This is a genomic window from Kordia sp. SMS9, from assembly GCF_003352465.1.
Lineage (GTDB): Bacteria > Bacteroidota > Bacteroidia > Flavobacteriales > Flavobacteriaceae > Kordia.
Genome location: NZ_CP031153.1, coordinates 596468 through 617678 on the forward strand (window position 1 = coordinate 596468; position 21211 = coordinate 617678).

The following is a 21211-nucleotide window of genomic DNA, read 5'->3' on the forward strand; positions in this document are numbered from 1 at the left end:
TTGATGCTTTAAAATACAGGTGTCACCGTAAATCCTTGTTTTTGAAGTAATGCAATTACGCCGTTTTCTCCTGGCAAATGTGCTGCGCCCACGGCAAATAAATTGGATTGTTTTTTCATAAGTTCTGGCATCAGTTTCGCCCAATTATTGTTGCGAACGGTCAACATCCAATATTCCGCATTTTTGTTAAAAAAACGTTCGTCTTTCATATCGTTATGGAGCTTGCCAATTTCTTCATTCTTGTACGATGTTACCATGTCTTGCATCATTGTTTTGTATTCAGAGAACAGTTTTACTTGCTGCCATAAAAAGTCTTTTGGATATGCTTTCGCAAAAAAATCCAATTGACCGTCCAAGGTTTCCAATCCGGCTACTTTTTTATTATTTGCTTTTGCAAGACTTGTCAATTCTACTTCATACATTTTTTTAATAGGACAATTATAACTTTGCTGAATCAACAGCGTATACACTGTCATTAAGGTATAACTATTCACCATTTGCAGTGACATGTTTAGTTCTTTTTTCAGTAAATTATCGAGAAATGTTTGCTGCTCTTTTGACAATTCTTCCGTTAATTTTCCGCCAGACATCATCTTTTTTTGAGCTGCCATTAATGCTTTTGTGTCCGACATGTCAACTTCTAACACTAAATTTTCTGTTTCTTTAAACGCATTGGTCACCTTTGCAGGAATGGCAAAATCATCTTTGCACAGAATATGAATCGTTCCCAGCAAATACGAAGGTTTTTCAAGGTCTTTGTGTTCAATTTTCCACAGAACAGAATTTTCAAGTTTTTGATCTTGTGCGTTGATTGTAAAACTGCTTACGATGAAGCAACAGAGTGCAATAATTTTTTTCATGATGTTGTTTTTTATACAAGAAATTTTTCAGCTGAATAGATTTTCTTTCAATTTATATCTATTTGCTCCGTAAGTAGCAACTTTGAAAATATGTTACAAAAAAAATATTTTTATTTTTAATTAACTGATTGCCTGCATTATAAAATATTTTAAAACACTCTTAATCAACTTGAAAATATACCAAGCTGATCTTTCATATCAAAAATCATATCAATAACACTAAAGTGATACGGAATAAACTGTTTCGATTGAATGAGCGTAACTATCTCGTCTTTATAAGCCCATTTTACATTTTGCACTTCAGTTTCTTGCAGTGTTAATTTTGTAAGATCTACCTCAGCTTTTAGAATATAATAATCGTCAAATCCTCTTTGAAAGTTGATGGTGAAATGAGGTCTGATAGTTGTAAAATCAAATGCATACCCTAATTCTTCAAACAATTCTCTTTCTGCGGCTTGTTGAGAAGTTTCACCAGCTTGCGCTGTTCCTCCAACGGTAATATCCCATAAATTTGGCCAGCCTTTTTTAAATGGTTGTCGCTGTTGAATGAGCAATTGATTGTTGGAATTGATAATTGCTACGTGAATCACCAAATGAAATTCATCAGCATTCAACGTATCGCCACGCGTAACAACTTTACCTTTTTTGATTCGATACTTGTCGTAAATATCCCATTCTTCCATGAAAATGACTGCTTTTTAATAAATATTGAAAAGTGATATTATTTCGCCGCAATGACGTCAATTTCAATTTTTGCACCAATAGCGAGTCCGCCAGCCGCAAAAGTTGTCCGTGCAGGTTTGTTTGGAAAGTATTGTACATACACACTATTAAAATCTTTAAAATCGTTGATGTCTGCTAGAATTACCGTGCATTTTACCACACGATCTAACGAAGAATTGTGTTGTGCTAAAACCGCTTTTATGTTTTCAATGGCTTGTTTGGTTTCCGCTTTAATTCCGCCTTCGACCAACATTCCTTTGGTATGATCTTTCCCTATTTGTCCAGCTAAGAAGAGTAAATTTTCCGTTTCTACTGCGGCGCTAAATGGTGTGTTTTGTCGTTGTGGCAAGTGTGATTTGTGGAATTTGACATCCGTTGTTTTGGTTTCGTTTGACGTTTGACAACTGGTGAAGCATAGTAAAAATACTACGCAAAGAGAAAAGATGGTTTTCATGGTGTTTGATTTTCAGACTTTGAGTGTCTCTTTCTTTGACTTTAAAGAATCTTTTTTAACTTGAATGTAATCATTAATCCCTTTAGATTCTAGATGAAGTTTTATTTGCTTTGCCAATTCATAAGCTAGATTAACTGGAACTGCATTTCCTATCATTTTATACCCAGCTGCTACTTTGTTATAAACAAATATGAAATCATCAGGAAAAGTTTGTATTCGAGCACATTCTCGAACACTTAAACGTCTATATAAATGCTCTTTACCAGGCACAAAAATCCTAATATTTTTTTCTATAAATTTCATTTTGGGTGCTTGAGGATGAATAGGAGCATGCCTTCCTCCTGCTTGAATAGTGAAAGATTGTTCATCCCAACTTCTTACTCTATTTCGAGACATAAATATCGTTGAAAAACTTCCAACCATATACTCATTATTAGGTACTAGGCAACTATTTCCATTTGTATAATTCTTTTCCTTGGCGGCTAAAACTGAATCTTTTAAATCACTAATTCTTTCTTTTAATGATATTTTTTGTGAAAATTTTTCAGGAAACTTAAAATTGATTTTTAAATCTTTTCTAAAACCTATAAAAAAAACTCTTTTTCTATCTTGAGGAACTCCATAGTCCGAAGCATTCAATAATTCAAATGATAAATCATATCCAACACCAGCACTTTTGAACATTTCTTTAATATTTTTTAAAGCATCATTATGCCTAGGAAGTAACATTCCTGACACATTTTCAGCTAAAAAAAATAAAGGTTGTTTATCTTCTAAGACTTCAATAAAATTAAAAAAAAGTTGTCCTCTTTTATCTTTAATTCCTCTCAATGCTCCTGCTTCACTCCAACTCTGACAAGGAGGTCCTCCAATAATTCCAATAGGATTATCTGGGATTTCAGAAACCGAAATATTACGCATACTTCTCCTATCTAAAAAAGTGTTTGGATGATTTTTCTCATACGTTTCCCATATCTCTTTGTCGTATTCATTTGCCCATGTCACATTGAATCCAGCTTTTTCAAAACCAAGGTCAAGTCCACCTGCACCTGCAAAAAAAGAAATTATATTCATTATTTAATATTATATTTTATTAGTATGGAATCCAACAATTTTGCTGTATTGTTAGGGTTTTTAATCTTAACCGATTTCATCTTTACTTGCTTTAAAGATTCTAAATTTTCTCGATCTATTTTTGAAAATGAATTAAACTTATCACGAGTCATTAACACCCTTAGTTTAAATGCAGCACCTTCATTGTCATTTATATATTGGAAAACCTTATTTGGATTAGCAATATGCCACATACCTCTTATTCTTAAATCAGTAATTCCCAAAGGATCAACTTTCTTAACTTTACCTAACTCTTTTGTTTCTGTAAATTCAACATCGCTAATTTCAGTTATACCTTCAGTTATTTTATTTTTTATTCTTTGATAAATAGATTTGTCCGCGGCATAACAATCTCCATATACCAACCATAACCAGTTTATCTTATCATCACTAGTATAACCTACTGCATAAATAATATCTTTTACTTTCCAATCTTCACAATCTCTACATGATTTTGTTATCATTGGACTATCTGAATATAATTTAGCTTTAGGGAAAGAACTATTCAATGCCAAAGTACTACCTGGACTCTGAATCTTTTTAACTTCGATAGCATCTCCATTCTTAATCATCAAATCTGGAGGATTATTCTGATTTCCTAAATATGAGAAGTGTTTTTCATACTCTGTGAGACTTTCTCCTTCACTACTATTAATTGTATTTGCAAATATATCTTTAATATAAGTTTCTAAAGCACCCCCAACGCTATTTGCTCTATTTCTTCCTTGATAATAAGATTTTATATCTATTACAGGGTTTTCTACCAAATTTTTTATTGCAATCAAAATATTTGTCATAGTAACAAAAATAAAAATTTCGAACTTACCTTTTTCAACCACTCCAATTAATTATAAACAAATATAAAACGTAAATGAAGATTCAGTATTCAAAAATAGAGATTCCTGCCTGCGCAGAAATGACAGAGTAAACAGGATGAGATTCCTGCCTACGCAGGAATAAAAAAGTAGCTAATTAAAAATACTGCCCAATTCCAAAGACGATTCCGCGACTTGCATTTTTAGTAATTCCGTAGCCGTAATCTATTCGGAAAATAGCGTTGAAGATGCGCTTGTGTATGAATCGTAAACCAACTCCAGGATAGATTCTAAAGTTTTGACTGTCTACGAAATCGCCAAAGTCTCCGCCTGGATTTCGCCACGTTCCTGCATCAATGAATCCGTTTCCTTGTAGAATAAACCAACCTTTTTCATACAGTGTATAACGATATTCAGAGTTTAATACAATACTTCCTGTTCCGCGATCAATGATGTTTCCAACACCTCGAATGTTTAAATTATTATCTACTGAAAATGGTGCAAATGGACTGTCATCATTGGAGGAAAGACCAAAACGAAAACGATTTGCCCAGTTTCCTTTTTCGCCAATGCGTTTAAAATATAAAAAGTCGCTCCAACCAATTAAGAAATTGTCTTGAAAATCATTTTCAGTGGTCACATATTGTAAATATAACGTGTTTTTGATGCCTTCTACATATTGATAATCATAATCTAAATCATCGTATTCATAGACAAATTTGAGCATTTGCTTGTCTAGCGAGAGACTTTGCGGAATGACAGTAGAAGTCAATCCATTTAAGTAACTGTATTCTTCTTTGAATATGTTGATTCCGAATTGCAATAAGTTTTTAAAGTTGATTTGATACAACGCCAATACTTCAAACGACGTGTTGCTGTATTTGTAATTTGCCGAACCGTTGTCAAAAAACAATGGCTCTTCACTCGTCCAGTTTTGGTGATTGATGGCGAGTCCGAAGTTTCGTGTAATTAAATTCGGCGCACGCAAATTGATTCCGTATGAGTCAAATCCGTTGTTCTGATAAAATCCGCCAAAAGCGATGTTTCTTCCCAAAAAATTATAATCATACAAACCTACTTTATAGGCAAATTGCTGATTGGTTGTTGTCCAAATATTGACATTGGGAATGAGCGTGAAGTTTTCTTCAATATTAAAATAGACATTATACAGATTGTCATGCGAATAGAAAATTTGATAGTACGCATGTGAAACTCCCGCCAATCGCTTCAAAAGAATAACATCTTTGTCCAACTGAAGTGAATCTAAAGTATCACCGTTTCGGACACTGACATAGTTTCTTAAAAACCCGACTTTGTTCTTTTTTTGTCCTTGAAATTTTACATCATACACAATCTTATCTTGTGCAATTCCGCTAAAGACCATCAAGAAAAACGTAATAAAAAGAAGTATTTTTTTCATAGCTATTCAGCTATAAATATACTCTGAATTACTGTATTTACCCAATTATCTTCGCTTACGTCCATTAATGTGAATTTATACGGATTGTCAACCGTTAATTCGAGCGGATTTTCCTCAGAAATATTTAAAACTACGTTGGATGTGTTGTAGTATTGAAATTGGTTTTCAAACGTGTACGTTCCGGAAAGTAAACCATCATCAACAGTAGAAACAATTTGAAAATAAATAGCATTATCGCCATTGGCATTGTGTTCCCACAAAAATTTTGGCATTTTAGACACTTCATGATCCACCGTCACTACATCTGTCCAAACAGTTGGTTTTGTTATATTTTTTGTACGAATCGGATTGGAGAGCTTCACTTCACCATCCAACTCAAATGCAATGATAATCCATTGTTCCTGTGCAAAAGGTCGTGTAAATTGATAGATGAATCCTTCAAAAAGTGCTGTTGATGGCAAATCTAACTTTCGATAGTTACTATAATCGTTTGCGTCAACATCTGCGGTATTGGTTTCAAAAAACTGCACATTCGTTGCGCCTTCTTCCAAATAATAAAAAATATTTACAATAGCTGTATTGGAAGTATCACTTGCCGCACAAGCAATGACCGCACCGTTTTCAATAGTTCTATTCGCAATGATATCTGATAGTTTCGCCGTATTTTCTATCCTAATAGCTTCAACTGTATCATCTGATTGACAGGAAAGTATCGTTGAAAATACCGTGAGATATAGAAGTATTTTTAGTTTGTTCATTCGTGTTTTTTATAATTTTCACGGACAATTGCCTCCGCAGGCTTGTTTTGTGGTGTAAATTGATTGTTTTCCAAGCCACCTACTTTTTCATCGTTTATAAACCATTTCCAGATAAATCCGCCCGCAAACCATTCTTCTTTCCAAAATTCATTGTACAACGCTTGCAACGCAATTTCCTGTGCTTTTAAATTGAGTACTTTTCCGCTTCTGCTAGAATCCCAAGGTTCTTTGCCAGTATATTCCATACTGCGATATCCGTATTCAGTGAAGAGTATTTTTCGCTGTAACTTTTCAGACAAGCTTACGATTTTCTGTTTGTGCGATTGCCAACCTTTTTGCAAATTTTCTAACGAAGGAATTTTTTCTTCACTTAACGGAAAATACGCGTCAATTCCTATAAAATCTAAGGCTTCCCAAAACGGTACCTTGTCAAACGAATCCCAATTTTCTGCATAGGTCAATTTTCCTTTGTATACTTTTTTCACTTTCGTGATGAGTTCCTTCCAAAAAGCCGGTCGCGCTGCTACAAACTTGTGCAATTCCGTGCCAATGCAGTACATTTCTGCTTTGAGCTCTTCTGCCAAACTTGCATATTCCAGAATAAAACTTTCATATGATTTTTCAAACGCTTTCCAATCTTCCTCAGATTCCATTTCAATAAAACCTGTAAATTCACCATTCCAAACCCAAATTTGCGGTTTGATCATGATTTTAATGTTGTTCTTTTGCAACAATTCCGAATATTGCTTTGCTCCTTTTCGCGTTTCGCCAAACCATTGTCGGTCTGTGTTATGAATGACATCCGTAGTATTCAATTTTCGCATAAAACCAAAAGGCATAATTGCCGCGTAATTTGCGTTTACACTAATTACAGGATCTACATGCGTTTGATTCGCAGGTTGTGATGCAGCGACAAAACTTACACCATTTATTTTTTTGGTTTGACTAGTACAAGAAAGTTGCAACAGGCCAAAAAATATGCAAAGGAGCCTACATTTCATAGTTGATTGTTTTAGACTCCTAAAATAAGTATATTCTTAAAAAAGTGCTCTTAAACCTATGCTAAAAGTTTGTCCTAGTCCTTGAAAATTACTTCCCCGAACAAACTTGTCAAAAGAAGCTTCTACGTTTAACACACTTGTCAATTGATATTTTGTTCCAATTCCTAACGAAGTAGAATTTTGCGAAAAATCGTTTCCTAAATCTATTAAAAATGCCTGTTTTGTATTTACATAAACAGTAGATTTTGGCGATGGAAAGTAGCTTAAAAATACAGCAAGTGGCATGAATAAACTGTTATTTGCAAAACGTTCGCCTACGTTAGAATCATTTGGATTAGCATCTTCTGCTTTTTCTCCAAAATTGAATCCGAAATCAGCTTGTGTAAATAACTGCCATTTGTCTTGTCCGAACGTTTTGTCATAGAAAAATTTGGTTTCCCAAAACACACTTCGTTTGTCTAAATACGGCGCATTGGCTTTGTCTGCAAAAATTGGTAAGTAGATAGAACTTGTAAATGAAAACGTTGATAAACTCTTAAACGGTTGCACACGAATTGACGGCGCAATGGTTGTAAATCCGCTTCTAGAAGTTGCGTTATCTCTAAAGTTAAATACATCTAACGCGCCAGCACCACCAAAGGTATTAGAACGCACTTGGAAAATAAAACCGATGTTGACACGGCGATTTTCACTAATTCCTGTGTAAATTTCTGTGGTATTTGTAAAAAAGGTTTCTCTCGGAATCGTGACTGAAGTACTTCCTGCGTCGGTTCTTTCCGTTTGTGTATAAATACTGTTGAAAAACTTAATATCCCATTGTCCTTTTTTCAATAATTTTGAAGGTGTAAACTCTTGAATATTCGTTAAATTATCAGTAGTATCCTCATCTTCATCTTGTGCAAATGAGAAGCTTACACATAATACTGCAAGCGCAGTGAGCCATAAATTTTTAGTGTTCATTTTTGATTTAATTTAGTATTGGTTCTTTTAATTTTTTTCTATATTAATGTTCACACTGAGCATCTCAAAGTATCAATGTGTTCACACTGAGCCTGTCGAAGTGTCTAGTTTTCCAAGTACTTCTCGATACAATTTTCTTGGGAAAATCACTCGAAGTGACGATTGAAAACAATTTATAATTCAACATTTAGCATTTAAAATTTTTCAACTATTTCGTTTTATTCAAATTCCAGTTGTAAGGATAATAGCTGATTTTAGATTTTTTGGCAATTTTTTCTTCTCTATATTGATTGATAAAGTCGATTTCAGTTCCGTTTTGGATAAAATCTTCTTTGTACCATTTCATAATTTCAGAAAGTTGTACACGCTTTTTCTTGGTATTTACTTTGATAAAATCATTACTATTTAAGGCAATTCGTGTTTGCTTGTCAAGCTGTTCGTCTAAAGTGTTTGGCAAATATGCTTCCGCGATGATTGGAGGACACCCCAAACCTGCGCACACCAACACAAAGTGAAAACGTGCATCAGCAAACTGTCCGCGTAACAACTTATGTTCTATATCGTTGAGTGTGATTTTTTTTCCGCCAACAGCATGTGTTGTTTTATCGAAAAATCCTTTAATATCCAACGGTGATTTTACAGGATACTTTTCAACAATTCCCTTAATAACCGATAAATTGTAGATATTAATCCAAAATGCTTGATACGCTGCTGCATCACTCTTATCAATCTTAATACTATTGGTCGCTGTTAAAATCTTTTCTAGTTGTGCTGGATTCTTTTGGATCGCTTTATAATTGACACGTCCATTCTTCACATGTGCTTCCAAAAAAGCATTGGTATCTTCAAAAAAGGTATCTATATTTTGTGCAAATCCGAACGTAGTAACACAGAAGACAATAAGTGTGATGATTTTAGATTTCATAGCAATTTTTAATAATTAATTTTTAGTTGTAATGCTGGGTAAGTCCACTAAAGGGTTCAGAACTTACAAACTTTCTGAAAAAAAATTCAAATCGCATCAAATTGACTTTCAAAGACAAAGCGAGTTGTAGTTTTTTAAAAATCCTTACAAAAAGGTTTTAATTTATAATAATTCTAAATTCCTTACCTTGGTTAAGTTCTTAACTTTAACAGCGACAGAACTCACGACATAAGTCAATTCCTAAGCACCAATAGGAATCAATATAACCAATTCACAATTTATGGAACACATTGTCATTATAGGGAACGGAATTTCTGGAGTTACGGCTGCCAGACATATCCGAAAAAACTCCGACAAACGCATTACTATTATTTCTGCGGAGACCGAATATTTCTTCTCGCGTACAGCGCTCATGTACATTTATATGGGACACATGAAGTTTGAACACACACAACCATACGAAAATTGGTTTTGGAAAAAGAATCGTATCGAACTGAAAAAAGGCTTCGTTAAAACCATAAAAGATACTTCAAAAGAATTGGTTTTTGCCAGTGGAGAAACGCTAAAATATGACAAACTCATCATCGCCACAGGTTCTAAACCCAACAAATTTGGTTGGCCTGGACAAGATTTGGATGGCGTTATGGGCATGTATCACAAACAAGATTTGGAAAATTTAGAGAAATTTGCACCCAATAATAAAGTGTGTAAACGCGCGGTCATTGTCGGCGGTGGACTCATCGGAATTGAATTGGCAGAAATGTTACAAAGTCGCGATATTCCTGTAACCTTCTTAGTGCGTGAAAAAAGTTTTTGGAATGGTGTGTTGCCTGCGGGCGAATCGGCAATGATAAACGAACATATAAAAGAACATCATATTGACTTACGCTTAGGCGTGAATTTACAAGAAATCAAAGCAGACGAACACGGAAAAGTAAAGTCGATCGTCATCCAAGAAACGGGCGAAGAAATTGAATGTTCTGTGGTTGGATTGACCGCAGGTGTTTCACCAAATGTAGATTTCTTAAAAGATTCTAACATTGAAATTGGTCGTGGCGTAAAGGTGAATCGCATGTTAAAAACCAACGTAAAAGATGTGTATGCCATTGGCGATTGTGCCGAACAGCATGAAGCCATTGGCAATCGCAGACCCATTGAAGCGGTTTGGTACACAGGTCGCATGATGGGCGAAACGGTTGCGCAAACTATTTGTGGAAATCCGAAAGAATATAATCCTGGACATTGGTTCAATTCTGCTAAGTTTTTAGACATTGAATACCAAACCTACGGATGGGTTTTTGGCGAACGCGGACGACCAGAATACGAACAACATTTTCATTGGAAACATCCAAAAGAACACCTTTGCATTACGATTGCATTTCATAAAGAAACCAATCTTTTCTTAGGAATCAATACGTTTGGCATTCGCATGCGCCATCATGCGTTTGACAAATGGTTAACAGAAAAACGTTCCGTAGAATATGTCTTAGAACATTTAGCCGACGCCAATTTTGATCCTGAATTTTACAAATTGCACGAAAAAGATATAGTAGCACAATTCAATCAAGAACACAACACCAATATTCAATTAAAGAAAAGAAGCTGGAAACGTATTTTTCAATTTTCTTAATCTGTCATAACCACTTACAGCAACAACATGAAAGCAATACAAAATATAGGATTGAGTCTTTTTTTAGCAGGACTTGCCATTTTCACCATACTTCCATTGATTGGTTCGTATAAAATCAGTTCTGAAAAACTGGATGAAATCGTAAGAAATAAAGGAATTAAAAGTGAACTTTTCATCGAAGATTTACAAGCTAATATGGTTGGTAAAGAATTTACAAATCCATTCACATTTTCTTCCACCATTATATCTGCCATTGAAAATGCGAATGAAAAACACAAAGCAAACAGCGAATGGGATAAAGTGATTTGGGATAAAAAACACAGTTTTTCATACAATATTGCCAAAGATGTTGGTTCAGGGCCTGTGCAGGAAAATAAAGGACTGTTTTGGTGGCTCACTTTTGGGTTGGGAATTATTGGTTCGCTACTATTTATCATTCCTGAATTGTATCGAAAACCAATTCCAGGCATTAAAAACAACGGAATTTGGCTAAATCCGTCCACCAATAGAGGTTGGATTGCTTGGTTTGCCTTTGTCTTCCTTGTCGGATTTTACATTCTCCTCTACTTCTATCCAGATTATATTGTGAATTGGACGTATATCGTTGATCCCATCAGTGAAAGTATTAGTGGAAATAGGGCGAGTCAGTGGTTTTTATACGGATTCATGTATTGTACGGTAATGACAGTGATGGCGATTCGGATGTACATCAAATACCGTCACAATAAATACCAAATGTTGCGTACGACTTCAGTATTATTCTTTCAAATTGTATTTGCGTTTTTAATTCCTGAAATCATGGTAAGTTTTGAAATGCCTTGGTACGACTTTAAAAATGCCTTTCCATTGGATTATGATTTTTTCTTTCAGTGGAATATAAAAGATTTGATTAATAGTGGTGGCATTGGCATTTTTATTCTCGTTTGGGGAATTTTACTGACCATCGTCGTCGTTCCTGTGATGGTCTACTTTTTTGGAAAACGCTGGTATTGTTCTTGGGTTTGCGGTTGCGGTGGATTGGCAGAAACGCTGGGTGATCCGTACCGACAATTATCTGACAAATCTTTACGATCGTGGAAGGTAGAACGCTGGTTGATTCATGGAGTTTTGGTATTTGCGGTAGTTATGACAGGAATGACCTTATATGCGTTCTTTACAGGAGCAGATACTGTGCTAGGAATCAAGACGCAAACCATTCAAGATATATATGGATTCTTGATCGGATCTATTTTTGCAGGCGTGATTGGAACTGGATTTTACCCAATTTTCGGAAACCGAGTTTGGTGTCGTTTTGGATGTCCGTTAGCAGCGTATTTGGGAATTGTACAACGTTTCAAATCGAAATTTAGAATTACCACTAACGGCGGACAATGTATTTCATGTGGAAATTGCTCCACCTATTGCGAACAAGGAATTGACGTGCGAGCGTATGCGCAAAAAGGACAAAACATTGTACGTTCATCCTGTGTCGGTTGCGGAATTTGTAGTGCGGTGTGTCCAAGAGGCGTTTTAAAACTAGAAAACGGTACAGACGATGGCGACACACGTCACAAAGTTCCAGAAGTCATCTTAGGAAACGACATGGATTTGTTTGAAATGTTGGAAGAAAATAAGTAGTGAGTTATTAGTATTGAGTATTGAGATTGTATCAAAGAAAATTTTGAGTTTTACATTTTATTTCAATTTTATGTTGAATGTTAAATTTTTCTTAGATAAAAACCTATGATTTGCTAGCAAATCATAGGTCAGAGATAATGTTCTATTGCGGTTCTGAAGTATCGCAAGCATTACAAATATATATCCAACTGGAAGGACATGCTTCACTTTCAGGACAACTTAGGGCAGTTTCACAATGATTGCTACAATGACGCGTACAATCATGGGAACAAGCCATCGGTGTAGTATAATCGGCTGAGCTTCCACCATTAATGGCGTTACCATGCAATTGTGAAATTGACTTTTTATTAAGTTTTAACGATTTAAAATTTTTCTTTTTCATGATTTAATTTTTTAAAGAATTAATAACAATGTAAAGAAAGAATATATTTACAAAATATCCTAAAGGGAAAATTCCCCTTTAACATTTAGACAGTAAAGAATCTTTCATTAAACAAAACATTCGTTAGGTTTTACTGTAAGTTTAAACGATTCATAAAGACCATTAAACTAATCCAAAGTAAAGCGACCAAAAACCCAAGACCTAAACCAAAAAAATGAAAAACTTTCTCATCACCCTTTGCCTCAGTATTACCTTCTGCGGAAGCGCACAAAAAAAGTATCAAAAAGATTATTATGATAACGGACAACTAAAAGCGGAAGGTTGGGTAAAAGATGATGTAAAAATTAAATACTGGAAGTTTTACCATCCAAATGGTGCGTTGCAAAAACAAGGGCGTTACAAGAATGGAAAACCCACAAAATATTGGTACTTTTATCGCGAAAATGGCACAAAAAAAAGTGAAGGTCATTATGTAAAAGGTCTAAAAAGTAAATGGTGGCTTTTTTATGATGAAAACGAAAAAGTGAATCATAAATGCCAATTGAAAAACAATGAGAAAAATGGGTATTGTTTGTTGTATGCAAATGAAGAATTGATTAGCGCTGAGAAATACAAAAACGGACAAAGAATTGGAAAATGGACCGATTTAGAAAGTTTTAAAAAAGAAAATAGTGTTTGGGATTTGCAGTAAATTGGTTGCTTGTTGTTAGTTACTAGTTGCTTGTTTTATCTACTTTTGAATATCGGTTTGAAACGTAAACTTATAAACTCTTAAACCTTTAAACTAAGAATTATAAATGCTAAATGTTGAATGTTGAATGTTGAATGTTGAATATATTTCAAAACGTAATTCAGAAACGCATTCAACATTTACAATTTAAAAAATAACATAAAAGCCAAAGGCTAAAAGCAAGAGAGATTCCCGCCTGCGCAGGAATGAAAAATACAAGTAAGATATATGAACATAACAGTCATCATTCCTGCATATAATGAAGAAGATTCTATTGCGAATGTTATTCAGGAAATCCCCGAAATTGTTACAGAAGTTATTGTGGTAAGCAATAATTCTACCGATCATACGGAAGCAAATGCGGCGGCGGCGGGCGCAACAGTTTTGAAAGAACCCAAAAAAGGCTACGGATACGCATGTTTGAAAGGTATGGAATATATTGCCAATCAAGAAAAAAAGCCTGAGATTCTTGTATTTTTAGACGGCGATTATTCGGATTATCCTGAAGAATTGACTAAAATTGTGGCGCCAATTGTAGAGCAAGATATTGATTTTGTGGTGGGTGCGCGTGTAAAATCGCTTCGTGAACAAGGTTCTATGACACCGCAACAAGTATTTGGAAATTGGTTGGCTACGTTTTTGATGAAACTATTTTTTAGAGCGAAATTTACCGATTTAGGTCCTTTTAGAGCTATTAAATATGATCAGTTGCTACAATTGAATATGGAAGACAAAACCTATGGTTGGACCGTGGAAATGCAGCTCAAAGCGTTGAAGCAAAAACTCTCATACGTAGAAGTTCCTGTAAAATATAAAAAGAGAATTGGTGTCTCAAAAGTTTCAGGAACCGTAAAAGGTACTATATTTGCTGGCATAAAAATTTTAGGTTGGATTTTTAAATATAGTTTTAAATAGATGGTATTTGATGCAGAATTTTTCAAACTAGCACTGTCGTTTGTCGTTATGGCAATCTACGCAATTGCGCTAATTTTGATTTTATTGTACAGCTTGGCTCAGTTAAACTTATTGATCAATTATTTGCGATCAAAAAAGGAAGACGACAACGCGCCACGCTTCGATTTGAACAATCCTGATGAAGTTCCGTATGTAACGATTCAGCTTCCTGTGTACAACGAGTTGTATGTGATGGAGCGTTTGCTTGATAATATTGCACTGATTGACTATCCGAAAGACAAACTTGAAATTCAGGTACTAGACGATTCTACAGACGAATCTGTCATTTCTACCGCAGAAAAAATCAAGGAAATACAACAACTCGGAATCGACATTTCACATATTCGCCGTGAAAATCGTTCTGGTTTTAAAGCTGGTGCATTGAAAGAAGGTTTGGTAGATGCCAAAGGAGAATTTATCGCAATTTTTGATGCAGATTTCCTTCCTAAGAAAGACTGGCTGAAACAAACAATTCCGTTCTTTAAAGATGAAAAAATTGGCGTGGTACAAACACGTTGGGGACATTTGAACCGCGATTATTCTCTTTTAACAAAGATTCAAGCATTCGCGCTCGACGCACATTTTACGTTGGAACAAGTAGGAAGAAACTCCAAAGGACATTTTATCAATTTCAACGGAACTGCCGGAATTTGGCGAAAAACCTGCATTATTGATGCTGGAAATTGGGAAGGCGATACCTTGACGGAAGATTTAGATTTGAGTTACCGCGCACAATTGAAAAACTGGAAATTCAAATATTTGGAAGATGTAGAAACACCTGCCGAATTGCCTGTGGTGATTAGTGCCGCACGTTCGCAACAATTCCGCTGGAATAAAGGTGGCGCAGAGAATTTTCAAAAAATGGTGAAGCGTGTTATTCGATCTAAAAATATATCGTTCAAAACCAAAGTTCACGGTATTTTACATTTACTAAATAGCACGATGTTTTTAAACGTATTGATCGTTGGCGTACTCAGTATTCCGATGTTGTACATTAAAAATACCTACGGCCATTTGGAAATTTATTTTACCATTTCTAGCTTTTTCATCATCAGCACGATTATCTTTTTTATCTGCTTTTGGTTTCCATTTAAGCGTGTACAAGGTGGCGGATTTTTAAAATTTATCGAATACATTCAGATGTTTTTCACCTTCTTTTCCGTGGCGATGGGATTCTCGGTACACAATTCTGTAGCTGTGATGGAAGGACACATGGGAAAACGAAGTGAATTTGTGCGCACGCCAAAATTCAATATTAAAAGCTTGAAAGATTCGTGGAAAAACAACAAATACATTCGCAAAAAAATATCTGCAAATACGATTATTGAAGCCCTGTTGATGATTTATTTCTTGTTTGGAATGTACAGCGCATATCCGTTAAATGATTTTGGATTGTTTCCGTTTCACTTGATGTTATTTTTAGGATTTGCCTTTGTCTTTTTTAACTCCATTCGTTCCAAAGTGTGATCGCTTCCGCAGCGAAATATCGTAGTTTTTCGGTTGTTTTCGTGCTGCTTAGCACGTTTGTGTATTACTACATTGGTTATCCGTTAGTACGAACGGACGTTGCTTTATTAATTTCATTGTACGGAATTGCTTTTGCTTGTTTTTTTGGATTGATTCGACTCGAAAAGACACATTTTTTTACCCTTGCGGGAATTGCCATTGCTTTCCGATTGGTATTCGCAGGAAGCATTCCGAATTTATCACAAGATTTTTACCGCTTTATTTGGGACGGAAGAATGTTGGTGGAAGGTTGGAATCCGTATTTATATGTGCCCAACGATTTGATGGCTTCTGGAACGGCACCAATTGCAGAAGCGCAAGAATTATGGCAAGGAATGGGCGATTTGAGTGCTTCGCATTATACCAATTACCCACCCATAAATCAGTTGTGTTTTGCCATTGCAGGATTGTTTGCTGGGAAAAGTATCTTGGGTTCGGTCATTATACTTCGAATTTTAATCATTCTTGCAGATATTGGAACACTCTATTTTGGAAAAAAACTCTTAACACGTTTGGGTTTGCCGGTGCATCATATTTGGTTGTACATCCTGAATCCGTTTATCATTATGGAATTGACTGGAAATCTACATTTTGAAGGTGTCATGATTTTCTTTTTGGTGTGGAGTTTGTATTTGTTGCACAAAGGTTCGTGGAAACTAGCAGCCGTTGTTTTGGCGTTTTCGGTTTCTGTAAAGTTGATTCCGCTAATTTTTCTCCCACTATTTTTTCAATGGTTTACCAAACACAAAGCTTCACAAATTTCTAAACAAACAGTTCCTATTATTTGGAAAGGCATGTTGAAACTCTTGGCATTTTACGGAATTGTATTGGTGACAATTTTAGTGTTATTTTTACCATTTTTATCAGAAGCATTCTTTGAAAATTATCAAAAAACAGTGAGTTTATGGTTTCAAAACTTTGAATTCAATGCAAGTTTGTACTATATCGCCCGTTGGATTGGTTATGAAACTGTCGGCTGGAATTTGATCAGAGAAATCGGTAGTATCACGCCCATCGTTGTATTGATTTTTGTAGCAGGAATAAGTTTGTACCGAGATAATTCAAGCTTTCAAAAAACCATCACGGCGTGTTTGTTTGGGCTTTCTTTTTACTTTTTTTCTACAACAACTATGCATCCTTGGTATTTGGCTACTTTACTGATTTTAAGCATTTTTACGCACTATAGATTCACCTTGGTTTGGTCGTTTATGATTATTTTCAGTTATACTGCTTATCAAAATGAAAGGTATGCTGAACATCTAGGTTTTGTAGCGTTCGAATACGTTGTTGTGTATGCGTTTTTAGTGTATGAATTGTTCCTTCGCAAAGAGAAAAAAGAAAAAAATCTAACAGTAGCCCAAACAAACTAAGAGAATATTCTTCCAAAAAGAGGGCAATCTTTCCTCTTTTTTCAGTATTTTTATGATTATAACCAATTTATTTACTAATTATGAAATCATTACGTCTGTTACCAATCGCCTTTTTATTTTTAATGAGTTATTCCACAATTGCTCAAGTAAGTGGCTCTCCGAGAGAGTTTGAAACAACTACAGAAATGTACAATCAAATTCGAAAAATTATAAACACAAGAGAAATTGCTGCGTATGAAATTGATTGGGAGAATGTAAAAGGAAGTCCGTATTTGCATGAAGAATACAAGTTGGCAAAATTTTATGTTGCGAACAAATCGTATGGAAATATTATGATGCGTTTTAATACGTACACGGATGAAGTAGAATTGATGCCAGAAGAAATAGATGGAGAAATTGGTGCTTTGATGAAAATTGACGGTTCTAGAGTTGCCTTTGGCAATAAAATGCTGAAATTACTTTCGTATACAGATGAAGATGGCAATGCTGATAAAGGGTATTTTTTAGTGTTAAATTCGGCTGACAACCTCAATTTGTTGTTAAAAAAGAAATGTATCTTTTCTCCGAATGAAAAAGCGTTGACTGCTAATCAAGCAGATAGAAAAGCAAAATTCACACAATACGATTATTATTATATTTTGAAAGATGGAACTCCAATTGCGGTAACTCCAAAAAAGAAATCTATCACAAGTATCTTTCCTGATAAGAAAAATGAAATTAAGGAGTATATAAAATCTGAAAAGCTTAAACTTAAAAAGCAAGAAGATTTTGCAAAGCTCGTGGATTATATTGCGAGTATATCCAATATGTAATCAAATTTAAGGTTTTACTCCACTTAAATCAATCCTAAATCTTTGGCATTGGCGATTAAGTGAATGGCGTTATTTGCTTTGAAATAAATTTTCAACTTACTCAATCGCTTTTCAATGGAACTCAGACTGTTGGGTGAAATGCTACGGCTTTTTAAATCTTTGGCAATTTCATCTTGACTCAATCCTTTGGACAATAATTTGAGCAATCCGATGTCGTAATCGTCGATTTCCATATCATTTTTGGGACTCAATGCACCACCAATTTTTTGAGATAAATACTGCTCTCCGTCAAACACTTTTTTGATGGCATTAGTGAGTTCTTGCAGGCTTTTTCGTCCTTTGCACACATAGGCATCAATGCCGTATTCAGAGACCAAACGGCGAACGCGTTGCAATTTGTCTTCCACAGAATACACAATGACTTTTAAATTGGGCTGATCGGTTTTTAACTTGGCAATCAAGTCTTCGCCAGAGCTCAATTTCTGTTTTCGGTGATCTTTTACGAAAGACAAATCGGTAATCAACAATTCATACGGTTTTTCATCTTTTCGTGCTTTTTTGGCTTTCAAATCTGCATCATCACAATATTGTGCATGATCTATTTTTCCAATTTCTAACTTGGAAAGTACTGTGAGGACACCTGTGTTGATGTCGTCCATATCTTCGGCAATTAAAACTTTAGTAAACATAGGCTATCTATCATACTGGAACATTAATACTAAACTTACAACCTTTGTGAAGTTCTGTATCAAAAGTAAGTTTTCCTTTAATTGCGCGAATACGGTTTTCCGCATTTAACAATCCATTTTTAGAAATTTTCCCTGTAAAGCCTTTCCCATTATCAATATATTGAATGAACAATTGCTTATTTTTTCTTTCGATAGAAACCACTACCAGACCAGCATTGCTGTGCTTTTTCATATTTGTAAGCAACTCTTGCAATACACGATATACGGTAATTTTGATATGTGACGAAATTCCTTTCCAGATTTCGATATCATACCGTTTCAATAGTACATTTACTTCATCTGATTGAAAACTTCGGAACAAATTACTCAACTCGTCTGCAAATCCTTTGTTGGTATCAATGCTTTGAATTTGCTTCGAAATATCGCGTGCTTGATTGTAAATTGTATCTAACTTGTCCAAAACTGTTTCCTTTTCAGGGTTTGTCGTTTCGAGTTGCGTCATGAGTTCATACAAATCATTCGCCAATTCGTCGTGTACTTTCGAGGAAATTCGTGCTTCTGTAACGTGCACTGTTTTTACTTTTTCTATTTTGTGGCGGCGTTTGATGCGGAAGTAAATGATGAAGGTGAGGACAACTAGAATCATTAGAACTAGTAGTGTAATGAATAATTGTAGTGTTCGTTTTGCTTCTTTTTCATCAGAAATTAATTGCTTACGCTCAGCTATATTCTTCTCTCTTTCCGCTTCATCAAAGTCAAATCTTGCATTTGCAAATTGCGTTTGTAGTAAGTCTTCCTCTTGTTCAATTTCTTTTTCTAATTCAATATACTTGTTTATATTGTCACTTGTAGCATCTATTTTTATCAATTGTTGATAAGCTTCATAAAAGGATTTCTTATTGTTTAATTTGTTAGCTTGTTGTAGAACTTGATCTGTGTAAAATAATGCTTTTTTTCTATTTAAGTTGGAGTATATTTCTGCTAATTTCATGTACACACTTATCAATCCAGAAGTATCTTCACTTTTTTTGTAAAATTCCAATGCATTTTTAAGAAGTGAATCAGATTTTTGATTAAAACCATCTCTTAAAAATAATGTATGTGCTAAATTGCTAATTATTGTGACCTCATTTTTCTTTGATGATTTTTCAGAATATCTATTTAATAAATTTTTAAAAATTGTTATTGCAGCTGTGTAATCTTCATTTTCCTTAAATACATTAGCTTTTGCATTATAAAGTATAATTCGCATGTCCTCACTGATTTTTTTACCTGATATTGAATCTTCTGCCAAAGCTATAGCCTCGTTAATTCGCTTATCGGCAGTAATTAAATCTCCTTGTTCTTTTGCAGCCACTGCAATATTATAATATAAACTGCTTATTGTACTATAGTGTTTCGTATTTTGAACATAGTCTAATCCTTCTAAAGCAGATATTTGACTCGCACCAAAGCTTCCAGTTTTTTTCTCCAATGTAGAAATTTCCAAAAGCATTTGAGCGACTTTTGAATGTTTGTTAATTTTTTGATATAAGTTTTTAGCGTCTATGTAATTTTCATAAGACAATTTATAACGCTTTAATTCTTTTAAGGAAAATGCCTTTCTACTCAAAGCCCAAGCTATATACAAAGTGTCTTTTTGTGTAGTTGCTACCTCATATAACTTATCTGCATAAAGCAATGCAGTATCATATTCTTCTTGATTTTTATACGCACTTTGAATACGTAGAAGCGATTTCTTAATATATCTTTTATTGGATTCTTTTTTTGCCGCATTTAACTCCTGATGTCCATAAAATATGGCACTATCATATTCCGCTATACTATTTTTTGCACGTACAATAGAATCCAGTCTTTTTATAGTTGGACTTAAGGTTATTTTTTTTTCAATCTTTTCAGTTTTACATGAAAAAATAGTTGCTAAAAATATCAAACAAAAAAAGAAGGATGACGTTGGTAGTAGTTTCATCCTTCTAAAATAGTAAAAATACGATTACATTAAAAAGTTAATTCCCAATTGTTGTGCTGTCATCATCATCATCGTCGTCATTTGTTGGCATTTCAGGATCTTCACCTTCCGTGGCTTGTTGTTCAAATTGCACTTCTTCTTCGGCAATTGAGTTGGGCGTACAAGAAAATATTGCGCAATTGAGGAAAACCGTAAGTATTATTAAGCTGAATTTTTTCATTTTGTTAGAGTTTAAAAATTGGACATAGGTGTTGCCGTCCGAGGAGTACTCAGCGTAGTCAATGTTCAGCAACACGGTGAAATAGAAATGGCGCCGATTTCTTGTGTTTATGGGAAGTGAAGAGACAATTACAAACAGTTTAGCTACTTCCAGGAGCCGCCCCAATGCTTCTTATCTCAAGAATAAACCGAGCTATGTGCAGGAGATCAAATTGCTTTACTCTCGGTTTTTAGAAATATTTCTGTAACAAAGAAACTGAGGTTTTGAATGAAAAAATGGAAAGTTTCGGGAAGAGTTTTGGAA

General features: G+C 34.7%; 21 protein-coding genes. 7 read left to right on the forward strand and 14 right to left on the reverse strand.

Going from position 1 to position 21211, the window contains the following annotated elements; genetic code table 11:
• Nucleotides 1-8: 8 nt before the first annotated feature.
• From KORDIASMS9_RS02735 to KORDIASMS9_RS02780, 10 genes are all read right to left on the reverse strand, one after another.
• Nucleotides 9-860, reverse strand: a complete 852-nt coding sequence (locus KORDIASMS9_RS02735) for a TraB/GumN family protein (protein WP_114901364.1) — start codon at nucleotides 858-860, stop codon at nucleotides 9-11.
• 164 nt (nucleotides 861-1024) lie between these two features.
• A complete protein-coding gene (locus KORDIASMS9_RS02740; RefSeq protein WP_114901365.1) occupies nucleotides 1025-1543 on the reverse strand; it encodes an NUDIX domain-containing protein in 519 nt (172 codons plus the stop codon).
• 38 nt (nucleotides 1544-1581) lie between these two features.
• A complete protein-coding gene (locus KORDIASMS9_RS02745) occupies nucleotides 1582-2037 on the reverse strand; it encodes a RidA family protein (protein WP_114901366.1) in 456 nt (151 codons plus the stop codon).
• A 12-nt stretch (nucleotides 2038-2049) separates the two neighbouring features.
• Nucleotides 2050-3111, reverse strand: a complete 1062-nt coding sequence (locus KORDIASMS9_RS02750) for a DNA cytosine methyltransferase (protein WP_114901367.1) — start codon at nucleotides 3109-3111, stop codon at nucleotides 2050-2052.
• A complete protein-coding gene (locus KORDIASMS9_RS02755) occupies nucleotides 3111-3989 on the reverse strand; it encodes an NgoPII family restriction endonuclease (RefSeq protein WP_205318028.1) in 879 nt (292 codons plus the stop codon). Before KORDIASMS9_RS02755 ends, KORDIASMS9_RS02750 begins: the two co-directional genes overlap by 1 nt.
• A gap of 133 nt (nucleotides 3990-4122) precedes the next feature.
• Nucleotides 4123-5385: an outer membrane protein assembly factor gene (locus KORDIASMS9_RS02760; protein WP_114901368.1), complete on the reverse strand. Its 1263-nt coding sequence runs from the start codon at nucleotides 5383-5385 to the stop codon at nucleotides 4123-4125.
• A 2-nt stretch (nucleotides 5386-5387) separates the two neighbouring features.
• Nucleotides 5388-6143 carry a hypothetical protein gene (locus KORDIASMS9_RS02765; protein WP_114901369.1) on the reverse strand — a complete coding sequence of 252 codons (756 nt, stop codon included), beginning with the start codon at nucleotides 6141-6143 and terminating at the stop codon, nucleotides 5388-5390.
• Nucleotides 6140-7144, reverse strand: a complete 1005-nt coding sequence (locus tag KORDIASMS9_RS02770; protein WP_114901370.1) for a glycoside hydrolase — start codon at nucleotides 7142-7144, stop codon at nucleotides 6140-6142. Before KORDIASMS9_RS02770 ends, KORDIASMS9_RS02765 begins: the two co-directional genes overlap by 4 nt.
• A gap of 36 nt (nucleotides 7145-7180) precedes the next feature.
• A complete protein-coding gene (locus KORDIASMS9_RS02775) occupies nucleotides 7181-8104 on the reverse strand; it encodes a hypothetical protein (RefSeq protein ID WP_114901371.1) in 924 nt (307 codons plus the stop codon).
• A 208-nt stretch (nucleotides 8105-8312) separates the two neighbouring features.
• On the reverse strand, nucleotides 8313-9029 hold the full coding sequence (locus KORDIASMS9_RS02780) for a DUF547 domain-containing protein (protein ID WP_114901372.1): 717 nt from the start codon (nucleotides 9027-9029) through the stop codon (nucleotides 8313-8315).
• 280 nt (nucleotides 9030-9309) lie between these two features.
• Between KORDIASMS9_RS02780 and KORDIASMS9_RS02785 the strand changes: the two genes are divergently transcribed.
• Together KORDIASMS9_RS02785 and KORDIASMS9_RS02790 are read left to right on the forward strand one after the other, a co-directional pair.
• Nucleotides 9310-10659, forward strand: coding sequence for an NAD(P)/FAD-dependent oxidoreductase (locus tag KORDIASMS9_RS02785; RefSeq protein ID WP_114901373.1), 1350 nt, complete (start codon nucleotides 9310-9312; stop codon nucleotides 10657-10659).
• A 27-nt stretch (nucleotides 10660-10686) separates the two neighbouring features.
• On the forward strand, nucleotides 10687-12276 hold the full coding sequence (locus tag KORDIASMS9_RS02790) for a 4Fe-4S binding protein (RefSeq protein ID WP_114901374.1): 1590 nt from the start codon (nucleotides 10687-10689) through the stop codon (nucleotides 12274-12276).
• A 142-nt stretch (nucleotides 12277-12418) separates the two neighbouring features.
• Here the strand turns inward: KORDIASMS9_RS02790 and KORDIASMS9_RS23050 are convergent, their stop codons facing one another.
• Nucleotides 12419-12658 carry a hypothetical protein gene (locus tag KORDIASMS9_RS23050; protein WP_162819734.1) on the reverse strand — a complete coding sequence of 80 codons (240 nt, stop codon included), beginning with the start codon at nucleotides 12656-12658 and terminating at the stop codon, nucleotides 12419-12421.
• A 214-nt stretch (nucleotides 12659-12872) separates the two neighbouring features.
• On the opposite strand from KORDIASMS9_RS23050, the gene KORDIASMS9_RS02795 reads away from it, so the two are divergent.
• From KORDIASMS9_RS02795 to KORDIASMS9_RS02815, 5 genes are all read left to right on the forward strand, one after another.
• Complete coding sequence (locus KORDIASMS9_RS02795; RefSeq protein ID WP_114901375.1) at nucleotides 12873-13349, forward strand: toxin-antitoxin system YwqK family antitoxin; 477 nt, start codon at nucleotides 12873-12875, stop codon at nucleotides 13347-13349.
• A gap of 267 nt (nucleotides 13350-13616) precedes the next feature.
• Nucleotides 13617-14303 carry a glycosyltransferase family 2 protein gene (locus tag KORDIASMS9_RS02800; protein ID WP_114901376.1) on the forward strand — a complete coding sequence of 229 codons (687 nt, stop codon included), beginning with the start codon at nucleotides 13617-13619 and terminating at the stop codon, nucleotides 14301-14303.
• Complete coding sequence (locus tag KORDIASMS9_RS02805) at nucleotides 14304-15809, forward strand: cellulose synthase family protein (RefSeq protein ID WP_114901377.1); 1506 nt, start codon at nucleotides 14304-14306, stop codon at nucleotides 15807-15809.
• Nucleotides 15810-15868: 59 nt separating this feature from the next.
• Nucleotides 15869-17218, forward strand: a complete 1350-nt coding sequence (locus KORDIASMS9_RS02810; RefSeq protein WP_240321114.1) for a glycosyltransferase 87 family protein — start codon at nucleotides 15869-15871, stop codon at nucleotides 17216-17218.
• 80 nt (nucleotides 17219-17298) lie between these two features.
• Nucleotides 17299-18030 (forward strand): hypothetical protein, encoded by a 732-nt coding sequence (locus KORDIASMS9_RS02815; RefSeq protein ID WP_162819735.1) that lies wholly within the window; start codon nucleotides 17299-17301, stop codon nucleotides 18028-18030.
• A gap of 23 nt (nucleotides 18031-18053) precedes the next feature.
• Here the strand turns inward: KORDIASMS9_RS02815 and KORDIASMS9_RS02820 are convergent, their stop codons facing one another.
• From KORDIASMS9_RS02820 to KORDIASMS9_RS02830, 3 genes are read right to left on the reverse strand one after another with little or no spacing between them, the layout of a single operon-like run.
• Nucleotides 18054-18719, reverse strand: coding sequence for a response regulator transcription factor (locus tag KORDIASMS9_RS02820; protein ID WP_114901380.1), 666 nt, complete (start codon nucleotides 18717-18719; stop codon nucleotides 18054-18056).
• A 10-nt stretch (nucleotides 18720-18729) separates the two neighbouring features.
• On the reverse strand, nucleotides 18730-20688 hold the full coding sequence (locus tag KORDIASMS9_RS02825) for an ATP-binding protein (RefSeq protein ID WP_114901381.1): 1959 nt from the start codon (nucleotides 20686-20688) through the stop codon (nucleotides 18730-18732).
• A gap of 37 nt (nucleotides 20689-20725) precedes the next feature.
• On the reverse strand, nucleotides 20726-20908 hold the full coding sequence (locus KORDIASMS9_RS02830) for a hypothetical protein (RefSeq protein WP_114901382.1): 183 nt from the start codon (nucleotides 20906-20908) through the stop codon (nucleotides 20726-20728).
• Between the last annotated feature and the right edge of the window lie 303 nt (nucleotides 20909-21211).